Source organism: Azospirillum sp. CT11-132 (assembly GCF_047302835.1).
Classification (GTDB): domain Bacteria; phylum Pseudomonadota; class Alphaproteobacteria; order Azospirillales; family Azospirillaceae; genus Azospirillum.
Genome location: NZ_JBGLZA010000005.1, coordinates 1 through 19,686 on the forward strand (window position 1 = coordinate 1; position 19,686 = coordinate 19,686).

Sequence of the window (19,686 nt, forward strand, 5' to 3'; positions counted from 1 at the left end):
GCCCGGCTCTCTTCGCACGTCGTCTCCATCGCCCAGCGGCGGTTGAACCATTCCAGCACCGTACGTGGCGGCACCGACAGGTCGGTGCACAGAAAAGGTTTCCGGATCGCGCCGGCCATCGGGATAGCGCACCATCACCCAGAGGATCGGCACAATCGGCTTGCCCTGGTGATGCCACAGCGCCGTGCCGGAGGCATAGTCGATCCAGCCGCTGGAGCGCCACCGGGTTCGGCTTGGTTGGACGGCCCGGCGCCACACCGTTGCCTTATCGGTCAGACGGGCCCGCAAGCTGGGCTGGCGGGCGCCCTTCATTACCTGCCGCAGGGTCCAGGGTGGGGCTGGTGGCGGATCGAACAGGCGCGCATCCAGGCGCAACCGGGTGATCGCGATCATGTGCGGGCTGACTGCGTCGAGCAGAGTCAGCGCGGCGAATTCGCCATCCTTCACGGTGACCAGCAGCCGATCCGGCCGCCAGCGGTGCACGCGCAGCAGGATGGCCCGGGCCCAGGCGGTGGTCGGCCGGTAATGCTGGCTCTGCGCCTCACACCAGGCGCGGCTCGGCACCAGCGCGCTCAGCACCGGAAGTCCCCAGATGCGGCCGACAAACGGAACCTTCGACCGGCAGCATGGCATTCATCCAGTGCAACCCACGGCTGGTGACCGTCCGCTCCGTCGAAGATCGGACGGAGTCGAAGCAATGACTGGCTGGGCGAACATGGGTTCCACGGCGATTTTCAAGAGTATGGTCGACACCGATGACGATCGGGCCGTCCGGGACGAAGGCGCTGACAAGGGCGTTCAGCAGGGTGCGTGCGAGCTTCAGCCCCGACCAGCGGTTGCGGTTGAGCACACGGTGAAAGGTGGCGAAGCCGGGATCGTCCGCCAAGCCGAGGGTGCGCAGCAGGTTGGCGACGGTGCGGGGACCAACCGCCAGCACCGCTCCGACCGCGAGCGCGGCCACCGTTGAGCGGGTGCGCCCCGCGAAGGTGACCAGATAGGGCCACAACCAAGCGACGAAAGTCGGAGGAAGGGGGATGGCGAGGTGTGCCATGGGGCACCTCTGGTATTGTCCGTTGAACTGCCAACAGTCTTTCGCCGACGGTAAAGCGATGCCTGCGTATGATAGGACAAGCATTCCAAAATGCGGAAAGTTGAATGGGCACCATGGCCCCACTCTGGCGAGAAGTCCGTCCTGAATGTCCAGAGTCGGGGTGCCGGTCGCGCTGGAGGCGCGCCGGGCAAGTTTCGCCAGAAGCTGTCCTTTATTGGCGGCGCCAAGGGAGGCAACACTGCTATCAGGGGAAAACAACGTGAAGAGGTCCATGTCGACGCCCTGGTTGTTTTCTTGCGACGCAGGTCGGTTTCAGTTCGGCGTGCGCAGCCGATAGCCGACCCCTGTCTCGGTCAGGATGTGGTGGGGTCGTTCCGGATTGGGTTCGATCTTCTGCCGCAGTTGACGGACGTAGATTCGCAGATACTGGATGTCGGTTTCACCGCCCCATACCTCCTTGAGGATGAGGCGGTGGGTCAGCACCTTACCGGCATGGGCGACGAGAAGCCGCAGCAGGTCATATTCGCGCGGCGACAGCTTCACCTCCTCTCCGCGCACGGTCACGATGCGCCGAACCAGATCGACCGTCAGGTCGCCGCTGCGGAACAGCGGCCGTTCCCCCTGTTGCTGCAGCTTGTGGCGCATGGCCGTGCGGATGCGGGCGAGCAGTTCCTCGACCCCGAAGGGTTTGGTCACATAGTCGTCCGCCCCGAGATCGAGCGCTTCGACCTTGCCGGCCTCGTCCACCCGGCTGGACAACACGATGATCGGCAGGGTCACGCCGCTTCCACGCAGGCGCCGGATGACCTCCAGCCCATCGATGCCCGGCAATCCGAGATCGAGGACCAGAAGATCGGGAGATCGCCGGCGCACCTCCTCCAGGGCCTTGGTGCCGTCCTCGGCCTCGATGATGTCGTATCCCTGGGCAGCCAGGCTGGTGCGCAGAAAGCGCCGGATGGGCGGTTCGTCATCGACGACGAGCACGCGCAACGGGATGGAGTCCGATTTCATGCGGCTGCTTCCTCTTCAAATCCGGACACATCGGCAGCCTTGGGGAGGGTCAGGGTAAAGACGGCGCCGCTCCGGTCGAGGCGGTTGCCGGCCGTGACCGTCCCTCCCATCGCTTCGACAAAGCCCCGGCAGATCGCCAGTCCCAGCCCGGTGCCGGCGCGCTGCCGGTCCTGGGCATGGACACGATAGAACTTATCGAAGATCCGCTCCACATCCTCCGACGGAATGCCGCTGCCCTCATCCAGGACCTCGATGCGGACAAGCCCGCCGTCCTGGCGCCCCCGAACCGTGATCAGCGAACCGGCCGGCGCGTATTTGCCGGCATTGTCCAGCAGGTTGAACAGCGCCTGCTCGATCAGCACCGCATCGATGTCGACCATCGGCAAGTCGACAGGAAGGTCGATGTCCACCCGATGGCCGGCGAGGATGCGCGACACCCGCTCCAACGCACTGCCGACCACCTCGGACAGGTCGACCGCCCCGGTGCGGGGCCGGATGGCCCCCGATTCCAGCCGTGTCATGTCGAGCAGGTTGGCGATGAAGCGGTTAAGCCGTTCCGCCTCATCCTGGATCGTCGCGGCCAGGTCGCGCCGGTCCTCCTCGTCCATCTTCGGTCCATAGCTGACGAGGCTGGTCGCCGAGCCGAGGATGGAAGCCAACGGCGTGCGCAGATCGTGGGAGATCGACGTGAGCAGGGCCGAGCGCAAGCGCTCGGTTTCAGCCGCCAGCTTGGTCCGGTCGACATCCTCGGCCAGCGTCACCCGCTCGATAGCCAGGGCCGCCTGATCGATCAGGGCGTCGAGAAGCCGCCGTTGGTCGGGTGTCAGGAAGCCACTCGCCCGTCCCTTCCCACCGCCGGTATCGATACCGACCACTCCGACGACGCCCCGCCCGGTGCGCATCGGCAGGAACAGCCACTTGGCGCCGGGCAAGGTGTCGGCCCCCTTGCCGGTGGGCCGGTTGTTCTCCCAGGCCCAGACCGCGGCGGCCAGATCGGTATCCTCGATGACGTCCTCCGGTGGGTAGCCGGCGCGAACCGCCACGCTGCCCGCCTCAGGCAAGAGCAGAACGACATGGACCTTCAGCATGGCGGCGATCTGATAGGCGGTGGCCCACAGCAGGTCGTCCATGGTCACCACGCCGGCCAGCTTGCGGCTGAATTGGTAGAGGTCTTCCGTCGTCTTGGCGCGCAGCCGCGCGGTCACCGCCTGGGCGCGGACACGGGCGGTCAGGTTGCTGGCGATCACCGAGACGACAGCGAACACCAGCAAGGCGACGATGTTTTCCGGATCGGAAATCGTGAAGGTGTAAAGCGGCGGCAGGAAGAAGTAGTTGAAGGCCAGAACGCTGATCACGCTGGCATAGAGCGACGGCGCCAACCCGCCGGTGACGGCGCTCGCCAGCACGGCGGTCAGGAAGACCAGCGCCAGGTTGTTGAGGGCCAGAACCCGATGCAGCACATGGCCGGCACCCAGCGCCACCCCGACATAGCCCGTGCTCGCGACATAGGGCCCCCAGGCAAAGGCCCGATGCCTGGCCGCTTCGGTCCTGACCGTTTTGGCGGGAACCGGGACGCCGGAGGTGGCGGCGATGACATGCACGCTGATGTCGCCGGCCCGACGGATCAGACTGTGCGCCACGGAGCCGTGCAGCAGCTCGGACCAGCGCGGACGCCCGGATTTGGCGATGACGATGTGCGCGACGTTGTTAGCCCGTGCGTAGTCGACCACGGTGTCGGCGACATCACTGCCAGGCACCGTGACCGCTTCGCCGCCCAGCCTCTCCACCAGACGCAGCGTGTCGGCGATGCGGTCGCGCTCGGCCTCGTTCAGGCGCAGCGCCCGGCTCGTTTCGACATGGATGGCGCTCCAGCGGGCGCGCAGCCTCTCGGCTTGGCGCCTTGCGTAGCGCACCAGGCCGGCGCCGCTGGCGTCTTCGTTGATGCAGACCAGCAGGCGCTCACCGGCCGCCCAGGGGCCGGAGATCGCGTGCGCCTGCATGTGGGTCAGCAGCTGCTCGTCGACGCGGTCGGCGGTGCGCCGCAGTGCCAGTTCACGGAGCGCGGTCAGGTTTCCGGGGGAGAAATAATGGCGGATTGCACGCTCGGCGGTGCGCGGGACATAGACCTTTCCTTGCTGGAGGCGCTGGATCAGGTCGTCGGGCGCGATATCGATGACCTCGATGTCGTCGGCGCGGTCGAGGATCGAGTCCGGCACCGTCTCGCGGACCCGGACGCGCGTGATCTTGGCGACGACATCGTTCAGGCTTTCGACATGCTGGATGTTCAGGGTGGTGTAGACGTCGATGCCGGCGGCCAGCAGTTCCTCCACGTCGAGATAACGCTTCGGATGGCGGCCGCCGGGGGCGTTGGTGTGGGCCAGCTCGTCGACCAGCACGATCTTCGGGCGGCGGGCGAGGATGGCGTCCAGGTCCATTTCGGCCAGGGCATGACCCTTGTGCTCGATCTTGCGGCGCGGAACGACCTCAAGTCCGGCGACCAGCGCCTCGGTCTCTCGCCGGCCATGAGTCTCCACCACCCCGACGACGATGTCGACGCCATCGCGGCGCTTGGCCTGGGCGGTCTGCAGCATCTCAAAGGTCTTGCCGACGCCGGGGGCCGCACCGAGAAAGATTTTGAGCCGTCCCTGCGCCTCCTTCGCCGCCTGGCGCAGCAGCGCGTCGGGAGAGGGCCGTCCGGTGCAGTCGCCATGGGTGCGGTCGGCTTGTTCGTCGCTCATGGCATCGCCCCTTTTAGCCCCCGGTCGCTTCGTCGGCATTTCTAACCGATAGCCGATTCCGTGTTCGGTCGAAATATGGCGTGGCCAAAGCGGCGGGGGTATCGCGCAGTAAAAGATCCCCTCTCCCCCCGGGAGAGGGAGATTTACCGGCCCATCTCGACCGCCCGATCCAGAGCAAGGTTGAGCGCGAGAACGTTGACAGTCGGCTCGCCGAGGAACCCCAGCTGGCGCGGCGCGGTGGTGATGGCGATCAGCTTGCGCACGGCGCCTTCCGACAGACCGCGGGCCTTGGCAACGCGCGGCACCTGGAAATCGGCGGCGGCCGGCGACAGGTCGGGGTCAAGGCCGCTGCCCGACGTGGTCACCAGCTCCACCGGGACCGGAACGCCGGGATTCTCGGCCTTCAGTTTTTCGGCGTCGACCTGCACGCGGCCAACCAGCGCCTTGCTCGTCGGGCCGAGGTTGGAGCCCATCGAATTCGCCGCGTTGTAGGGAGCAGGCACGGTCTTGGCCGGATCGGCGGGGTCGGCGCCGGTGGTGGCCGACGGGCGCGGGTGGAAATAGCCTTCGCCGGTGAAATCCTGCCCGATCGGGCTGGAGCCGACGATGGTTCCGTTCCGCTCGATCAGACTGCCGTTGGCCTGATGCGGAAACAGGATTTGCGCGATGCCGGTGACGGCGAGCGGATAGGCGAGCCCGGTGATGACGGTCAGTGCCGCAGTCATCACCAGGGCGGGGCGCAGTTCCTTCAGCATGGGAGGTTCCTCAAATCAGGCCGATTGCGGTGACGATCAGGTCGATCGCCTTGATGCCGACGAAGGGCACCACCAGCCCGCCCAAGCCGTAGATCAGCAGGTTGCGGCGCAGCAGCGATGCGGCGCCGACCGCGTGGTAGCGCACGCCGCGCAGCGCCAGGGGGATCAGCGCCACGATGATCAGCGCGTTGAAGATGATCGCCGACAGGATGGCGCTTTCCGGGCTGTGCAGCCCCATCACGTTCAGCGCCTGGAGCTGCGGGTAGAAGGCGAGGAACATCGCCGGGATGATGGCGAAATACTTCGCCACGTCATTGGCGATGGAGAAGGTGGTCAGGGCGCCGCGGGTCATCAGCAGCTGCTTGCCGATCTCGACGATCTCGATCAGCTTGGTCGGGTCGCTGTCGAGGTCGACCATGTTGCCGGCCTCGCGTGCCGCCACCGTGCCGGTGTTCATCGCCACGCCGACGTCGGCCTGGGCGAGCGCTGGCGCGTCGTTGGTGCCGTCGCCGCACATGGCGACCAGCTTGCCTTTGGCCTGCTCGTCGCGGATCAGCTGCAGTTTGGCTTCCGGCGTCGCCTGGGCCAGGAAATCGTCCACCCCGGCCTCGGCGGCGATGGCGGCAGCGGTCATCGGGTTGTCACCGGTGATCATCACCGTCCGGATGCCCATCTGGCGGAGTGCTGCGAAGCGTTCGCGGATGCCGCCCTTTACGATGTCCTTCAGGTGAATGATGCCAAGCAGCCGGCCGTCGCGCGCCACCGCCAGCGGCGTACCGCCGGCTTTGGCCACCCGTTCGGATAACGCGAGGATCTCCCGTTCCGTCGCACTGGCCGTCGGATGCAGGGTGGTCACGCCGCGACCGCCGGCCACGGCGACGCGCTGCGCCCCGTTGACGTGGGCCAACACCGCATCCACTGCACCTTTCCGGATCACCGTGCCGCCGGTGTCGATGCCGCTGATGCGGGTCTGGGCGGTGAAGGGGACGAAGTGGGCGTGCATGTCCTCCATCCTGCGGGCGCGGATGCCGTATTCCTTCTTGGCCAGTACGACGATGGAGCGGCCTTCCGGCGTCTCGTCGGCCAGCGAAGCGAGTTGGGCGGCGTCGGCCAGTTCCTCCTCGCCGACGCCGTCGACCGGCAGGAACTCCGTCGCCTGGCGATTGCCCAGCGTGATGGTGCCGGTCTTGTCGAGCAGCAGCGTGTCGACGTCGCCCGCCGCTTCCACCGCCCGGCCGGACATGGCGAGCACGTTGAAGCGGACCAGACGGTCCATGCCGGCGATCCCGATGGCCGACAGAAGCGCACCGATTGTGGTGGGGATCAGTGTGACGAACAGCGCCACCAGCATCAGCACGCCGACCGAACCGCCGGCATAGGCGGCGAAGCTGGGGATTGTCGCAACCGCGATGATGAAGACGATGGTCAGCCCGGTCAGCAGGATGTTCAGCGCGATCTCGTTGGGGGTCTTCTGGCGCTGGGCGCCTTCCACCAGCGAGATCATACGGTCGAGGAAGGTCGATCCAGGGGCGGCGGTGATCCGCACCTTGATGTGGTCGGAGAGCACCTGGGTGCCGCCGGTGACGGCCGACCGGTCGCCGCCGCTCTCACGGATCACGGGCGCGGATTCGCCGGTGATGGCGGCCTCGTTGACCGAGGCGACGCCCTCCACCACCTCGCCGTCGGACGGGATGATGTCGCCGGCCTCCACCAGCACCAGATCTCCCGGTTTCAGCGCGGTGGCGGGCACCGTGCGGACGGTGCCGTTCTCCAGCTTCTTGGCGCTGGTCTCGGTGCGGGTCTTGCGCAGGCTGGCGGCCTGGGCCTTGCCGCGTCCCTCCGCCACCGCCTCGGCGAAGTTGGCGAAGATCAGCGTGAACCACAGCCAGACGACGATCTGCACGGCGAAGCCGGACACCCCGGCACTAGTGACCGCATCGCGCAGGACCAGCAGGGTGGTGAGCGCCGCCACCACCTCGACGCAGAACATCACCGGGTTGCGGATCATCTGGTGCGGGGAAAGCTTGGCGATGGAGCCACCGATGGCCGGCACCAGGATTGCGGGGTCCAGCAGGGTACTGGCCGCCGATCTGGCCACCTTTTTGGCGGGTGTCCGGCCGGACCGTTTGCTTTTGGCATGCATGGGAGCGTTCCCGATCAGAAGAGGGTGCCGGCGGTCATCGCCAGATGCTCGACCACCGGGCCGAGGGCGAGAGCCGGGAAGAAGGTGAGGCCGCCGACGATCAGGATGACGCCGACCAGCAGCCCGACGAACAGCCCGTCATGGGTGGGGAAGGTGCCGGTCGAGACGGGCGCCCGGCGCTTGGCGGCCAGCGAGCCGGCGATCGCCATCATCGGCACGATGACCAGGAAGCGGCCGACCAGCATGGCAACGGCCAGCGTGACGTTGTACCAGGGCGTGTTGCCGGTCAGCCCGCCGAAGGCGCTGCCGTTGTTGGCGGCACCCGAGACATAGGCGTAGAGCGCTTCCGCGAAGCCGTGCGGCCCGGCGTTGGCCATCGAGGCGGTGCCGGTGTCGAGCACCACGGCGACGGCGGTGAAGCCCAGCATCATCAGCGGCAGGCAGAGAATGGCGAGCATAGTCATCTTGACCTCCTTCGCCTCCAGCTTCTTGCCGAGATATTCCGGTGTGCGGCCGACCATCAGCCCGGCGACGAACAGCGCCACGATGGCGAACAGCAGCATGCCGTAGAGGCCGGCGCCGACGCCGCCGACGATGATCTCGCCCAGCATCATGTTGATCATCGGCACCATGCCGCCCAGGGGCATGAAGCTGTCATGCATGGCGTTCACCGCACCGCAGGCGGCGGCGGTGGTCACGGTGGCGAACAGGGCGGAGGCGGCGACGCCGAAGCGGGTCTCCTTGCCCTCCATGTTGCCGGCGGCGCCGTCGATGCCGAAGGCGGCGAAGGCTGGATTGCCGTGGGCTTCCGCCCAATAGGCGACGGTGACGCCGGCGACGAAGAGCAGGCCCATGGCGGCAAGGATCGCCCAGCCCTGCCGTTCGTCGCCGACCATGCGGCCGAACAGATTGGTCATCCCGGCGCCCAGCGCGAAGATCGACAGCATCTGGACGAGGTTGGTCAGCGCGTTGGGATTCTCGAAGGGATGGGCGGAGTTGGCGTTGAAGAAGCCGCCGCCGTTGGTGCCCAGCATCTTGATCGCCTCCTGCGAGGCGACGGGGCCGAGGGAGATTGTCTGCTTCGCCCCCTCCAGCGTGGTGGCGTCGACGGCGCCCGCCAGCGTCTGCGGCACGCCCTGCCAGACCAGGAACAGCGCATAGACGATGCACAGCGGCAGCAGGACGTAGAGGGTGCAGCGGGTCAGGTCGACCCAGAAATTGCCGACCGTGCGGGCGGAACTGCGGGCGAAGCCGCGGACCAGCGCCACCGCCAGCGCGATGCCGGTGGCGGCGGAGACGTAGTTGTGGAAGGTCAGCCCGGCCATCTGCACCAAGTGGCCCATGGTGGTCTCGCCGCCGTAATTCTGCCAGTTGGTGTTGGTGGTGAAGCTGGCGGCGGTGTTGAAGGCTAGGTCGGCGGGCACCGCCGCCATGCCCAGCGGGTTCAGCGGCAGCACTGCCTGGAGACGTTGTAGGGCGTAGAGCAGCAGCATGCCGGCGGCGCTGAACAGCAGCATCGACACGGCGTAGGTCACCCAATGCTGCTCGGCGCGGTCATCGACGCCGGCCAGCCGGTAGAGGCCGCGCTCGACGGGGGCGAGGATGGGGGAGAGCAGCGTGCGCTCGCCGGTGAAGACGCGCGTCATGAAGCCACCCAGGGGCCGCGTTACCGCGATGACCAGGGCGAGGAAGACCAGGATCTGGATCCAGCCGTTGACGGTCATGGGATGGGTCTCCTCAGAACCGTTCGGGGCGGATCAGGGCATAGACCAGATAGGCCAGCAGCCCGGCGGTCACGAGGCCGGCCAAGGCGTAGTCGAGGGTCATGGCGCGCCCTCACAGCCGGTCGCAGGCATGGACATAGGCGACCGCCGCGGCGAAGAAGCCGACGGTGAGCGCCACGAACAGAAGGTCGAGCATGGTTCGGGTCTCCGGAGTTTCCTTCCCCTCGGCCCCGATCATCGCGCCGGTTCAGCGCCGGCGGGATAACCTGGGTCAAGCGGAACAGGGTCGAACCATCCGCTCGCCATGATGGCGGCACGAGAGGTCCGGCCCTGGAAGGGTGCGCCGGAGCCGCGTATAGATTCGATGGGGGGCGGCGATGCCGGAAAATATACGCGCCATATATGCCGTCGGGCTGCCGTCAGTCTCTCGGGAGATGAGCCGACCGGCGGCCCTGGCGCTCGCGTGGCGGCCACGCAATCCTCATGCGGTGGCCGATATGGGCACAAGCCAACAGAAACAGGATCGCAGCCATGACCTGATCGACGATCGCAGGACGTTTCCAAATTCCATTCGCCGAGGGCATCGCATCCGCCATGCCCAGGCGTGCCGCCGCCGGGGTCATGCGCCGATCCAGACGACCAGCACTTGCAGCGCCAGCGCGATCAGCAGGAAGGCGGCGATGGTGAACGCCGCCTCGCCCAACACTGCGCCCGGAGAGGGAAACACCTCATGAGAGGTGTCGGCCGATCCCTGCGGATCGCGCCCATCCATTTGCGCCAGGGGTAGGGCAGTCCGATCAAGCAGCGCGTGAGGCAATTTTCCTTGCATGACAGCCTCGCTATCCAAAGGGCGGCCACTGGCCGGCATCCTCCTGAGAAGAAGGCTGTCTAGCGTATAAATGCGATGGGGGAGGCAAAGCCCGGAAATATAGGACCTCTATACTGATTTTGCTCTGGTTGAGCGGTTCTGTTGCTCGCAATCAACCTGCCCCCACCGCATGTTCGCCGAGTGCTTTCCAGGAGCTGTGGCGTCTCTCGCTTGATGCACCCGGCGGCTGACCAAGGCACTGGGGTCTCTCGGTCACGTCCGTCAAGGTGGTGGAAATTGGAAGGTGGTCAGGTGCGTCGTCGGTCAGGCCGCCTTTGCTGAGGGGAGCGGTGTGATGGTGGGCTCATCGGCGGCGGCGATCCGGGCCATGGTTTCGAGCGTCAGGTAACGATGCTGGAGCTGCCAATCATCATTTTGCTCCAGCAAGATCGCGCCGACGAGCCTTCGAACACTTTCCTCGTTCGGGAATATACCAACAACATCAGTGCGGCGTTTGACCTCCTTGTTGAGACGTTCAAGCGGATTCGTTGAGTGTAGTTTGGTGAGGTGCGCCTCGGGATAGTCCATGTAGGCGAGCACGTCATGCTCGGCGTCGTCGAGCAGTGCTGCCACCTTGGGAAAGCGTGCCCGCAGTTGATCGGCGACATGGCGCCAGACCTCACCGGCGTTCTTGCGGCCGGGCTGCACGAAGACTTGGCGCACAGCGGCCGACACCACGGTTTGCTAGCCCTTGGGCACGTGGCAGAGCAGCGAGCGAAGGAAATGAACACGACAGCGTTGCCAAGTGGCGCTCAGCACCTGGCTGATCGCCGCCTTCAGCCCCTCATGGGCATCGGAGATCACCAGCTTCACGCCTTTCAGGCCACGCCGCACGAGGCCACGGAGAAACTCAATCCAGAAGATCGCCGCCTCCGATTCCCCGAGACCGAGGCCGAGGATCTCGCGCCGCCCATCCTGATTGACGCCGGTGGCGATTATCGCGGCGATTGAGACGATGCGGCCGTCCTGGCGGACCTTCAGGTAGGTGGCATCCAGCCAGAGGTACGGCCAGTCCCCCTCCAGCGGACGCTCCAGGAAAGACTGCACACGCTCATCAATTTCCTGGCACAGCGCTGAAACTTGGCACTTGGAGATGCCGGTCATGCCGAGCGCCTGGACAAGGTCATCGACCTTGCGGGTCGAGACGCCCTGAATCCACGCTTCCTGGATGACGGCGGTGAGCGCCTTCTCGACGGTCTTGCTCGGCTCCAGGAAAGCCGGGAAATAGGAGCCCTGGCGCAGCTTGGGGATCTTCAGGTCCAGCGTGCCGAGCCGGGTGCCGAGCTGGCGCGGGCGCGAGCCGGTGCGGTAGGTGGTGCGCGTGTCGGTGCGTTCATGGCGAGCAGCGCCGATCAGCCCCTCAACCTCGAAGTCCATCAGCCGGTGCAACGTGTGCTCGGCGACAGAGCGCTGGAAGTCGCCGTCTGTGCTCTTCTGGATTTGCTCGATCAGTGCCAGTCTGTCGTCGGTCATCGTCGTGTCCTTGGTCGTGGTCGCGTGTCGCAACTTGACCTTACCGAAGATGCGCGATGACCACCTCCTGCCGCCGAACACACCGCCTGCGAGGCGGAGGATCGGGCTGGGGCCGGGCTACGCTGTGTGCGAGCTTCGCCCGGCCCCAGCCCGATCCTTCATGGGCGCTTTTCCATCACGCCTCTGGACGTTACCATCGCCTTCGTCTTCATCCTCTCCAGCCTCTCCAGCCATATCAAGTGCCTCGCGCCTCAGGCTGTCGGCGTGTGACACCTACAAACAGATAATCAGTCTTGATTGGCCATACTCGCGGCACCTGCCAACCGACTTCCATATCTCAATGCGCAAACACCAGGCGACCCGCTTGCAATTCGCGGCGCGGCGCCGTCCAGCGGTCTGCAACCCTGGCATTTCGTGCAGGACTCCGCCCAGTGCTTCAGAAGGATGCGCCGCACCTCTGCAATGGTGTGTGGATCGCTCTGCGTGGAGTGGCCTGAACGAACAATGTATTCCGATTCAACGCCCTCGATGTGGGCGCTCTGGTACTCCACGACGCCATCGTCGCCCGTTTCGATTGCCCCATCGCCGCGGACGGCGATGATCGAGTGCGCCTTAATTCCGGGGGCGATGGGCGTGGCCGTCAGGGTCCGGATCATCAGGCTGCCGGGCGTCATGCCGTAGACGCTGCCGAACCCCTCTTGTCCGGCCAGAGCAGTGCTCGTGCTGTCCAGCGTGCCCAAGGTCAACACCCCCCGCAGGATGTTTCCTGGCAGCCGGACCAGACTTGCGACGAACTGGCTGATCCTGTTGCCGGCGACATAGCTGCCGCGGTGGGGGGTGGCGATGAAGATGAGACGCTTGACCGAGGGCACCGGCTTCACGAACAGCATTTGCGTCAGCAGATCCCGAGTTTCCGGATCGACCGGCAGCTCGTCCGGCGGCTTCCGAAACGCTGCGTTCCAGAACCGGGCGCCGGTATCGACCGCCGTCAATTTGGTCAGCAGGCCGCCCTGGCTGTGCCCGATAACGACCATCTCGTGCAGCGCCGGATCGCGTCCGGACGGATCCAGGGAGGCAACGGCCGCCTGCAATGCGTCACGCAGCAGCATCGCGGAATAAGGGATCGGATTGCCGGTTTCGTAGCTGAAGAACCAGAATTGGAAATGGTCGCGGATGCGCGGGTCGCCTCGCAGGTCGTTCAGCATCTCCGCCCAGCGCACGGCACTCGATGCTGTCCCGTGGACCAGGACGACAGGAATGCGATCGGGCCGGTAGGGTTCCAGAGCGACCAGGCGGGACGGCACCTTCTGCTCCAGCAGGCTGCCTCGCAAGAACCCGCCGAATTCAAATTCCCAGACCGGCATACCGTCCAGCATGTAGGCCAGCGTCGCCGTGTACTCCACTTCCAGCGGGACATGCTGATGATCGATCAGCACCGCTTCGGCATCGGAGGATGGATAGAGTTCGAGTTGGGCGCTCACCCGCCCGGCCGCGAGCTGTCGCCGCGGGTCCGGGATGCGCAAAAACGCGGTCACCGGCGTCTTGACCCGTGGAGCCACTTGGAAGCCCTTCGACAGAGTGCCCTGCGTGGTCCCAGCCGCCAGAGGGGCGCCGATGCCGGGCTGGCGGTAGCGGGCGTCGAGGCCGTCGACCTCCACCTCGGCGATAGGAAAGAAGTCGGTCAGCTGCCGCCCTCCCCAGGCGAGTCCCCGAGAATCGAAGGCGATATCCAACTGGCCGAATGGCAACTGGTGGGTCGCCGCCTGGATTGCCACTCCGGTCCGGTCCTCTGTCTCCAATCCCAATGTCAGGCCGCGGTTGTACATATCGGCGGCAAGCCGGAAACGCGGATCGTAGGGGCTGGGCGGCGCATCCGCCGCGCCGGGAAAGAGGAAGGCGTAGGCGTAGAGAGCAGAGGCCAGGTAATAGGGCCGACCACCCCGATGCTCGGCGTGCAGGAACGCCATCTCCGCCAGCGCGAAAACCTCGTCGGCGCCACCGCGCCCCTCGCTTACCGCTTTGTGGAGGTCCGCGATGGCGTAATCGGGTTTCTCAAGGTAACGATCCACGAGCGACCACCGACGCAGCACGTTGTGAGTGGGATCGCTGAGTGTTCGCGCCGACAAAACGTTGCGGGTGATGTGCTGATGGACGGTGCTTTGGTCCACACGCTCGACAGTGACCGGGGTGGCGCAGCCGGCGGCAAGGAGAACCCCGGCCAGCAAAACCGCACCCGCGACAAGCTTTTGGAAGGGTGCCCGCATCATCGCGAAGCCTCCATAGCTGGCACGATTGGCGATGGCCCTAATACCCCGGAGGCGGAGCGACGATGAAGTAGGAGACTTCCTGCTGCCCCGAACTCCGCGTGTCGGCCTGGGATTGGACGCTGGACTTCTGCGTTTCGGGGCGTTGTCCCGACCGCTCTGTCGCCCCCACTTGCCGCGCCCGTGGCGTCGCTGCCGCCCCTCTCTGGTCTGCGAAGCTGCCACTCGCAGCAGGGCCGGTACGGGAGAAATCCCTCGCATCACCGCCGTGCGTGGCAGTGCCGCCAGGCTTGTCGATCGCATGGGTGTTCATCGCCGATCCGGCAAACAGGACATGCGGGGCAGCGGTCGGAAGAGCGAGCATTGATGACCGCATGTTCATTTCGGTGCTCCTACTACGCTGCCGGATGAAGGTTGTCCGCCGGCAGCCCAAGCGGGGCTGATGAACGGCAGCGGACCGCAAAGGGCTGTGCGTAATGGTCGTTTTGAGCCTTACCATACAATGCGACCTCCTGATCTGGATCGGGCGCAGGCACTCCGGTCGTCCGGCGGAGACGAGGAGAGAGCCTGTCGTCTGCAAAGCCAGTCCCTCGAACGAAGCGCCGGTAAGACAAATCCTCTCGAGCAGAGCTTCCTGCTTGGCAGCATTCAACATCACAGCAACGGGCGGGTTGACTTGGATCAACAACCCGTCGCCTTTCCAAAAGAGGCAAGCCTACCCTTCGTAGGAGAGAGAAGCCTCTGGGTTGGAGAATTCGGAGAAAACTGAGCTATTTCCAATAGTCACAATGATATTTCCTTTGCGTATTCTCGAGGACTGTTTCTCGGCAAAGGCCCAATTGACAGAGGTATCGCAACGACAGCAGGATGCGGCGTGGACCATGCCGGTTCTGAGGGTTGTGGCCAGGATCGCCCGCGCGGGGATCGGATGAGTGCGTCATCAATCAAGTCTTGGGCGACGTGGGGGAGCGGCGTCACCTGCGTATTCGGAGGACGCGGCGTCATTTCGACGCTCGTTGCGATCGCGATCGCCGGCGTGGTGTCGGCGGCTCACCGGGCCGGCGCACAGGAGATGGAACCGCGCGCCTTCTCGATCTCTCCAATCGGCACCAACTATCTGATCGCGGGCTACAGCCGCTCGACCGGTAGCGTGTCGACCGACCCGTCGCTTCCGCTGTCCAACGTCGAGGCCGTAATCACCAGCGGCATCCTCGGTTATCAGCGGACCTTCGGCTTGGCGGGACGCACAGCCAGCGCTGCCTTGCTGGTGCCCCTCCTCAACGGCGACGTTCGCGGGGACTTGGAAGACCAGAGTCGACAGGTTTCCCGCAACGGGCTGGGTGACCTCCGTATGCGCTTTACGGCCAACCTGCTCGGCGGGCCAGCCCTCACCCCAGCGGAATTTGCCCGACGTGCCCCGACCACCACGGTCGGCGCAAGCCTTACCATTGTGGCGCCCACCGGTCAGTACAATCCAGCCTACTTGATCAACCTCAGCTCCAATCGATGGGCGTTCAAGCCCGAGTTCGGCTTGGCTCAGCCTTTCGGGAACTGGTTTGCCGACGCCTCGACCGGCGTTTGGTTGTTCACCGACAATCCGAACTTCTTCCGTGGCAACCGGCGCAGCCAGGACCCACTATGGGCGTTTGAACTGCATGGTGGCTACAACTTCAGCCCCGGCCTCTGGTTGGCCGCCGACGCGACCTATTATAGGGGCGGCGAAACCAGCGTGAACGGCGACGCCAAGCACGACCTTCAGGCGAATTCGCGCTATGGCTTGACTCTTTCGGTTCCAGTCCTTGACGGTGTGTCGACAAAGCTGACTTGGTCGAATTCGCTGATCACGCGGGTCGGCGGCCGCTTCCAGACGGTTGGGTTGACCCTTCAATACCGTTGGTTCGATCCATGAGGATACTGGTGCGCGATCCTGATCTGATTGCACCAGTCCGCCACGGAGCCGGCCCATTCCGGCACAATGCCCTCTAAACCGCCATTCTCCGCCACCAATCTGTAGATGAGGCGGGAGCGGGCGGCCTCCCTCGGTTTCGAGCCGCCGCCTCGCGCCGAACCAGCGGCAAGGCCGCAGATCATTGCGGCGTATACCAGATCGGCGAGGTGTAGGCCCGCTCCGTCAGTTTCATGGGCATGCCTTGCAGGGGCTTGATTCCGAACCGCGTCGCGTCATACGCAGTCCAGCGCGGCGTGGGGATCTCGATCAGCCTCCAGGATGCTGTCGATGAACGTGGCGACCGGCCCCAGCACCGGCTTGACGCGTTCCTTATAGGTGCGCTCCGGTGGGATTGCGCTCGCCAGAGCCTGTCTCACCATACGTCGGTGGACGCCGAATTTCCGGGCCACGCCTTTGACCGTACCGACGCCAAACTCGTATTCACGCCGTAGCTGTTCGAAGAGCTCCACCTTCCGTCTCCTGTCCATGTCGCCCCTCCAGCTGTCGCTGGAAAGGAACGGTGCACGATCGGGAAAGGGGGCAAAATTTCATCAGCACGGTGGGCCGGATTTCGATAGCACAGTCAGGGGACACTTCACTGGTCGGCTCGTTGCTCGACCAGATCACCCGCCCGATCCGCATGGTGCTGGCGGACGGCGCCTATGACGGCGAGCCGGTCTACCGCTCCGTCGCCGCCCACAGTCCTGCGGCGGAGGTGATCATCTCGCCGCGCTCGAGCGGGGTGCCGCGCGACACAGCTGCGAACGCCCCCAGCCAACGCGACCGCCACATCCGGCTGATCACCGAGCGTGGTCGGCTCGGCTGGCAGCGGGATGTGCAATACGGTCGCCGGTCCCTGGGCGACGTGGCGATGATGCGCTACAAGCACCTGATCGGTCGCAGCCTCCGCGCCCGGAGTCTGTCTGCCCAGAAGGTCGAGGCCGCTGTTGGATGCACAGTCCTCAACATCATGACCAGCTTGGGCATGCCCGTCTCGCGCAAGGTCGCCTAATCACCGCCGCCAGCCGGCCAGCTCCGCCTTCACGTTGATTTGTGCGCCAAAGTCGTTCGAACAGGCTTCCGCCATGTCGCCCGAAAACACCGACATGATGATAACCGCCCCTCCGCTCCTGCGCCGCCTCATCGAATCCGTCTGCTACACCCCGTAGAGCGCGACAATCCCGCACTCCGCTTGGCCCGATGACCACCGTCCCAGAACGGACGGATATCCTGCAATGCGCAAAGCCGAGGATGACACCTATCGCGCTGCCCTCATTGGGACCCGATCCGCGGATTTCATCATAGCCCGCGGATATGAGCACCGCATCAGCAGAGGCCGGACACATAACCACACCCGGCCATGCCACCACGACTTCTCTTTCTCCTTGCACCGTAGCGGTCGTCCACACATGTTTGGCGAACACATATCGCGCGCTCCTCTAGTTGGCTATGCTCGGCGATGGATAACCGCAAACCTCCGCCACGCCACCAGGCTTGAGCTGGCGGCTGCCGAGTTACCGAGAAGCTGTAGGACTGGGTCTGCCTCCCCACTCTACAAGGACTTCCAAACAAGCGATTTCAATCGTGAAATATTCGTGGAAATTGCTCGTATATCATGAAGATACGCGTTAATGTTCACCGATGCCGAACATCTTCGCAGACGATATGCTGGATGATGCGATCAGGTGCATCAAAGAGTCTGACCTCATCAAGAATGAGGACAAGCCGGACCTGATCGATCGGGTGCTCAGCCTGAACTCGAAGCAATGTCTAACCGTTTCATCATGCGCTTGTTGTCGAATGGCCCGCCCCTGCGAGGATAGAATCGGAGCCATCCTAAACGGCGAAGAAACAGGACCAAGTCCGGCTGTTCGTCTTCGGCTCATCAGGACAGCGTAAACGCCTCAGCATTCAGGCTAAGCCTCTGAATTCATGTTTTACCTGACGGCAGCTTTCAAGGACTCGAACGTTCCAGCGAAATACGACACGTCGTGCCATGGTCGCTTGCTCAGGGCATCTGCAAGCTCCCGCGCCTGTTGGGCATCGCGACCGCACAATACCCGCAGCTGGGCCTAAGTTCACACCATGCTCCTACATCCCGGACAGTCTGCGCACTTTCAGGTGGTGACGGCAAGACGGCTGCTTGGTGCCGGCATCAGGGCATGAAGACAAAGAAAGCGCGGTCCTGAAAGACCGCGCTTGATCTGGTCGTCTCGTTCGAACGCGTTACCAGCGTTCAGCGCGCGGCTGCGGCCTGCCCGTGCCGCCGTCGCGCTGCCACGGCCTTGCTCCGCCGCGATTGGCCGGGCGGCCCGCCGGCCGTCCCGTGCCGCCAGAGAAGGAACGTTGCGGTTCCATGCCGGAGATCGTATGGATCGCCAGCGTCGCACCGGTGAAGCGTTCGATGCGGGACAGGGTCTCGCGATCGGCGCGCGACGCGAAGGACACAGCGATACCCGAAGCACCGGCCCGGCCGGTGCGGCCGATGCGGTGGACATAATCCTCGGCCGAGCGCGGCAGGTCGAAATTGATGACGTGTGTGATGTCGCGCACGTCGATACCGCGGGCGGCAACGTCGGTCGCCACCAGCAGACGGACTTGGCCGGTGCGCAGACGCTGAAGGGTGCGGTTGCGCTTGGACTGATCCATGTCGCCGTGCAGGGCGGCGGCGGCATGGCCGGCGGCGCTCAGCTCCTCCGCCAGTGCGTCGGCGTCGCGCTTGGTGGCGGCGAAGATGATCGCCTTGCCGACCTCGCCCTGGCCGGCGAAGTGCATCAGCAGCCGGCGCTTGTGCTCCATGTCGTCGGTGTGGTGCAGGCGCTGTTCCACGTTGATCGCGGTCGCCTGGCTCTGGACAGCGACGCGTTCCGGGTTGCGCAGCAGCTTGCCGGCGAGCTGGCTCATGCGGCGGTCCAGCGTCGCCGTGAACAGCAGCGTCTGGCGGCTGGCCTTGCAGGCGTCAGCGATCCTCTCGACGTCATCGAGGAAGCCCATGTCCAGCATGCGGTCCGCCTCGTCGAGGATCAGCACCTCGACGGCGCTGAGGTCGATGCGCTGCCGTTCGATGTGGTCGATCAGGCGGCCGGGGGTCGCCACCACGACATGCACCGGGCGCGACAGCATGCGAAGCTGCTCACCGTACGGCATGCCGCCGACCACGTCGATGATGTTCATGCGCAGCGGCTTGGCATATTTGCGCGCCGCCTGGGTGACCTGGCTGGCCAGTTCACGCGTCGGGGCAAGCACGAGGATGCGTGGCGCGGCAACCGCGGGAGGGGGCAGTTCGGCAACGCGGGTCAGGGCCGGCAGCATGAAGGCCGCGGTCTTGCCGGTGCCGGTTTCGGCGGTGGCGAGGATGTCGCGGCCGGCCAACGCCGGCGGGATGGCCGCCGCCTGAATGGGCGTCGGCGTGGTATAGCCATGCTCACCTAGAGCCTGGGCGATCTTGGAATGAATGCCGAGATCAGCAAACGTCTGTTCGGAAACGAAATCTTCGGACAAGGAGTGGGACCTTCCACACGCATGACGGCGCAAAGCGGACCACACCCCCGGTTGGGGAACGGTCAAGCGCCGGCGATCTCGCCAGGAGGAGGTCGAAAGAGGGAGTTGCGACTTGCTGAGGAGCGCGGCAGGGGGCCGCGCCAAGAAACCTACCGCGTCTCTCTCAAGAGACGGTTAAGCCTCCAGCGATCAATAACCGCAGAATAAGAC

General features: G+C 65.1%; 14 protein-coding genes and 3 pseudogenes. 2 read left to right on the top strand and 15 right to left on the bottom strand.

Features of this window, described 5'->3' with window-relative positions; genetic code table 11:
- From ACCD06_RS19860 to ACCD06_RS19915, 12 genes and pseudogenes are all read right to left on the bottom strand, one after another.
- A pseudogene (locus ACCD06_RS19860) lies at positions 1-579 on the bottom strand (hypothetical protein); the annotation flags it as partial.
- On the bottom strand, positions 542-1,051 hold the full coding sequence (locus tag ACCD06_RS19865; RefSeq protein ID WP_413342910.1) for a transposase: 510 nt from the start codon (positions 1,049-1,051) through the stop codon (positions 542-544). The gene ACCD06_RS19865 and the pseudogene ACCD06_RS19860, both read right to left, overlap by 38 nt.
- Positions 1,052-1,363: 312 nt before the next feature.
- Positions 1,364-2,062, bottom strand: coding sequence for a response regulator (locus ACCD06_RS19870; RefSeq protein WP_136702577.1), 699 nt, complete (start codon positions 2,060-2,062; stop codon positions 1,364-1,366).
- A complete protein-coding gene (locus tag ACCD06_RS19875) occupies positions 2,059-4,800 on the bottom strand; it encodes a DUF4118 domain-containing protein (RefSeq protein WP_413342912.1) in 2,742 nt (913 codons plus the stop codon). Before ACCD06_RS19875 ends, ACCD06_RS19870 begins: the two co-directional genes overlap by 4 nt.
- 143 nt (positions 4,801-4,943) lie before the next feature.
- A complete protein-coding gene (locus ACCD06_RS19880) occupies positions 4,944-5,555 on the bottom strand; it encodes a K(+)-transporting ATPase subunit C (protein ID WP_413342914.1) in 612 nt (203 codons plus the stop codon).
- Positions 5,556-5,565: 10 nt separating this feature from the next.
- A complete protein-coding gene (gene kdpB, locus ACCD06_RS19885) occupies positions 5,566-7,698 on the bottom strand; it encodes a potassium-transporting ATPase subunit KdpB (protein WP_413342916.1) in 2,133 nt (710 codons plus the stop codon).
- Positions 7,699-7,712: 14 nt separating this feature from the next.
- Positions 7,713-9,422: a potassium-transporting ATPase subunit KdpA gene (gene kdpA / locus ACCD06_RS19890; protein ID WP_413342918.1), complete on the bottom strand. Its 1,710-nt coding sequence runs from the start codon at positions 9,420-9,422 to the stop codon at positions 7,713-7,715.
- 13 nt (positions 9,423-9,435) lie between these two features.
- Positions 9,436-9,525, bottom strand: coding sequence for a K(+)-transporting ATPase subunit F (locus ACCD06_RS19895; protein WP_042698952.1), 90 nt, complete (start codon positions 9,523-9,525; stop codon positions 9,436-9,438).
- Positions 9,526-9,534: 9 nt separating this feature from the next.
- The gene (locus ACCD06_RS19900; protein WP_256379212.1) at positions 9,535-9,660 is read right to left on the bottom strand and encodes a hypothetical protein; all 126 of its coding nucleotides are present in this window, start codon (positions 9,658-9,660) and stop codon (positions 9,535-9,537) included.
- Between the two features lie 381 nt (positions 9,661-10,041).
- Positions 10,042-10,194, bottom strand: a complete 153-nt coding sequence (locus ACCD06_RS19905; RefSeq protein WP_413342921.1) for a hypothetical protein — start codon at positions 10,192-10,194, stop codon at positions 10,042-10,044.
- A 360-nt stretch (positions 10,195-10,554) separates the two neighbouring features.
- Positions 10,555-11,763: pseudogene (locus ACCD06_RS19910) on the bottom strand (IS256 family transposase).
- 287 nt (positions 11,764-12,050) lie between these two features.
- Complete coding sequence (locus ACCD06_RS19915; protein ID WP_413342922.1) at positions 12,051-14,030, bottom strand: esterase/lipase family protein; 1,980 nt, start codon at positions 14,028-14,030, stop codon at positions 12,051-12,053.
- Positions 14,031-14,901: 871 nt separating this feature from the next.
- Here ACCD06_RS19915 and ACCD06_RS19920 point away from each other — a divergent pair.
- A complete protein-coding gene (locus ACCD06_RS19920; RefSeq protein ID WP_413342924.1) occupies positions 14,902-15,936 on the top strand; it encodes a transporter in 1,035 nt (344 codons plus the stop codon).
- Positions 15,937-16,114: 178 nt separating this feature from the next.
- Here the strand turns inward: ACCD06_RS19920 and ACCD06_RS19925 are convergent, their stop codons facing one another.
- Positions 16,115-16,246 carry a DUF3604 domain-containing protein gene (locus ACCD06_RS19925; RefSeq protein WP_413344050.1) on the bottom strand — a complete coding sequence of 44 codons (132 nt, stop codon included), beginning with the start codon at positions 16,244-16,246 and terminating at the stop codon, positions 16,115-16,117.
- Positions 16,209-16,445: a hypothetical protein gene (locus ACCD06_RS19930; protein ID WP_413342926.1), complete on the bottom strand. Its 237-nt coding sequence runs from the start codon at positions 16,443-16,445 to the stop codon at positions 16,209-16,211. Before ACCD06_RS19930 ends, ACCD06_RS19925 begins: the two co-directional genes overlap by 38 nt.
- Before the next feature lie 110 nt (positions 16,446-16,555).
- On the opposite strand from ACCD06_RS19930, the pseudogene ACCD06_RS19935 reads away from it, so the two are divergent.
- Positions 16,556-16,987: pseudogene (locus ACCD06_RS19935) on the top strand (IS5/IS1182 family transposase); the annotation flags it as partial.
- A 1,214-nt stretch (positions 16,988-18,201) separates the two neighbouring features.
- On the opposite strand, the gene ACCD06_RS19940 reads toward ACCD06_RS19935, so the two are convergent.
- Positions 18,202-19,476 (bottom strand): DEAD/DEAH box helicase, encoded by a 1,275-nt coding sequence (locus ACCD06_RS19940; RefSeq protein WP_413342928.1) that lies wholly within the window; start codon positions 19,474-19,476, stop codon positions 18,202-18,204.
- Positions 19,477-19,686: the final 210 nt, after the last annotated feature.

Bases quoted from the DNA above. Each gene is read 5' to 3' on its own strand.
- ACCD06_RS19880 (WP_413342914.1), bottom strand. From the start codon at position 5,555: ATGCTGAAGGAACTGCGCCCCGCCCTGGTGATGACTGCGGCACTGACC.
- ACCD06_RS19875 (WP_413342912.1), bottom strand. From the start codon at position 4,800: ATGAGCGACGAACAAGCCGACCGCACCCATGGCGACTGCACCGGACGG.
- ACCD06_RS19900 (WP_256379212.1), bottom strand. From the start codon at position 9,660: ATGATCGGGGCCGAGGGGAAGGAAACTCCGGAGACCCGAACCATGCTC.
- kdpB (WP_413342916.1), bottom strand. From the start codon at position 7,698: ATGCATGCCAAAAGCAAACGGTCCGGCCGGACACCCGCCAAAAAGGTG.
- ACCD06_RS19915 (WP_413342922.1), bottom strand. From the start codon at position 14,030: ATGATGCGGGCACCCTTCCAAAAGCTTGTCGCGGGTGCGGTTTTGCTG.
- ACCD06_RS19895 (WP_042698952.1), bottom strand. From the start codon at position 9,525: ATGACCCTCGACTACGCCTTGGCCGGCCTCGTGACCGCCGGGCTGCTG.
- kdpA (WP_413342918.1), bottom strand. From the start codon at position 9,422: ATGACCGTCAACGGCTGGATCCAGATCCTGGTCTTCCTCGCCCTGGTC.
- ACCD06_RS19865 (WP_413342910.1), bottom strand. From the start codon at position 1,051: ATGGCACACCTCGCCATCCCCCTTCCTCCGACTTTCGTCGCTTGGTTG.
- ACCD06_RS19905 (WP_413342921.1), bottom strand. From the start codon at position 10,194: ATGGATGGGCGCGATCCGCAGGGATCGGCCGACACCTCTCATGAGGTG.
- ACCD06_RS19870 (WP_136702577.1), bottom strand. From the start codon at position 2,062: ATGAAATCGGACTCCATCCCGTTGCGCGTGCTCGTCGTCGATGACGAA.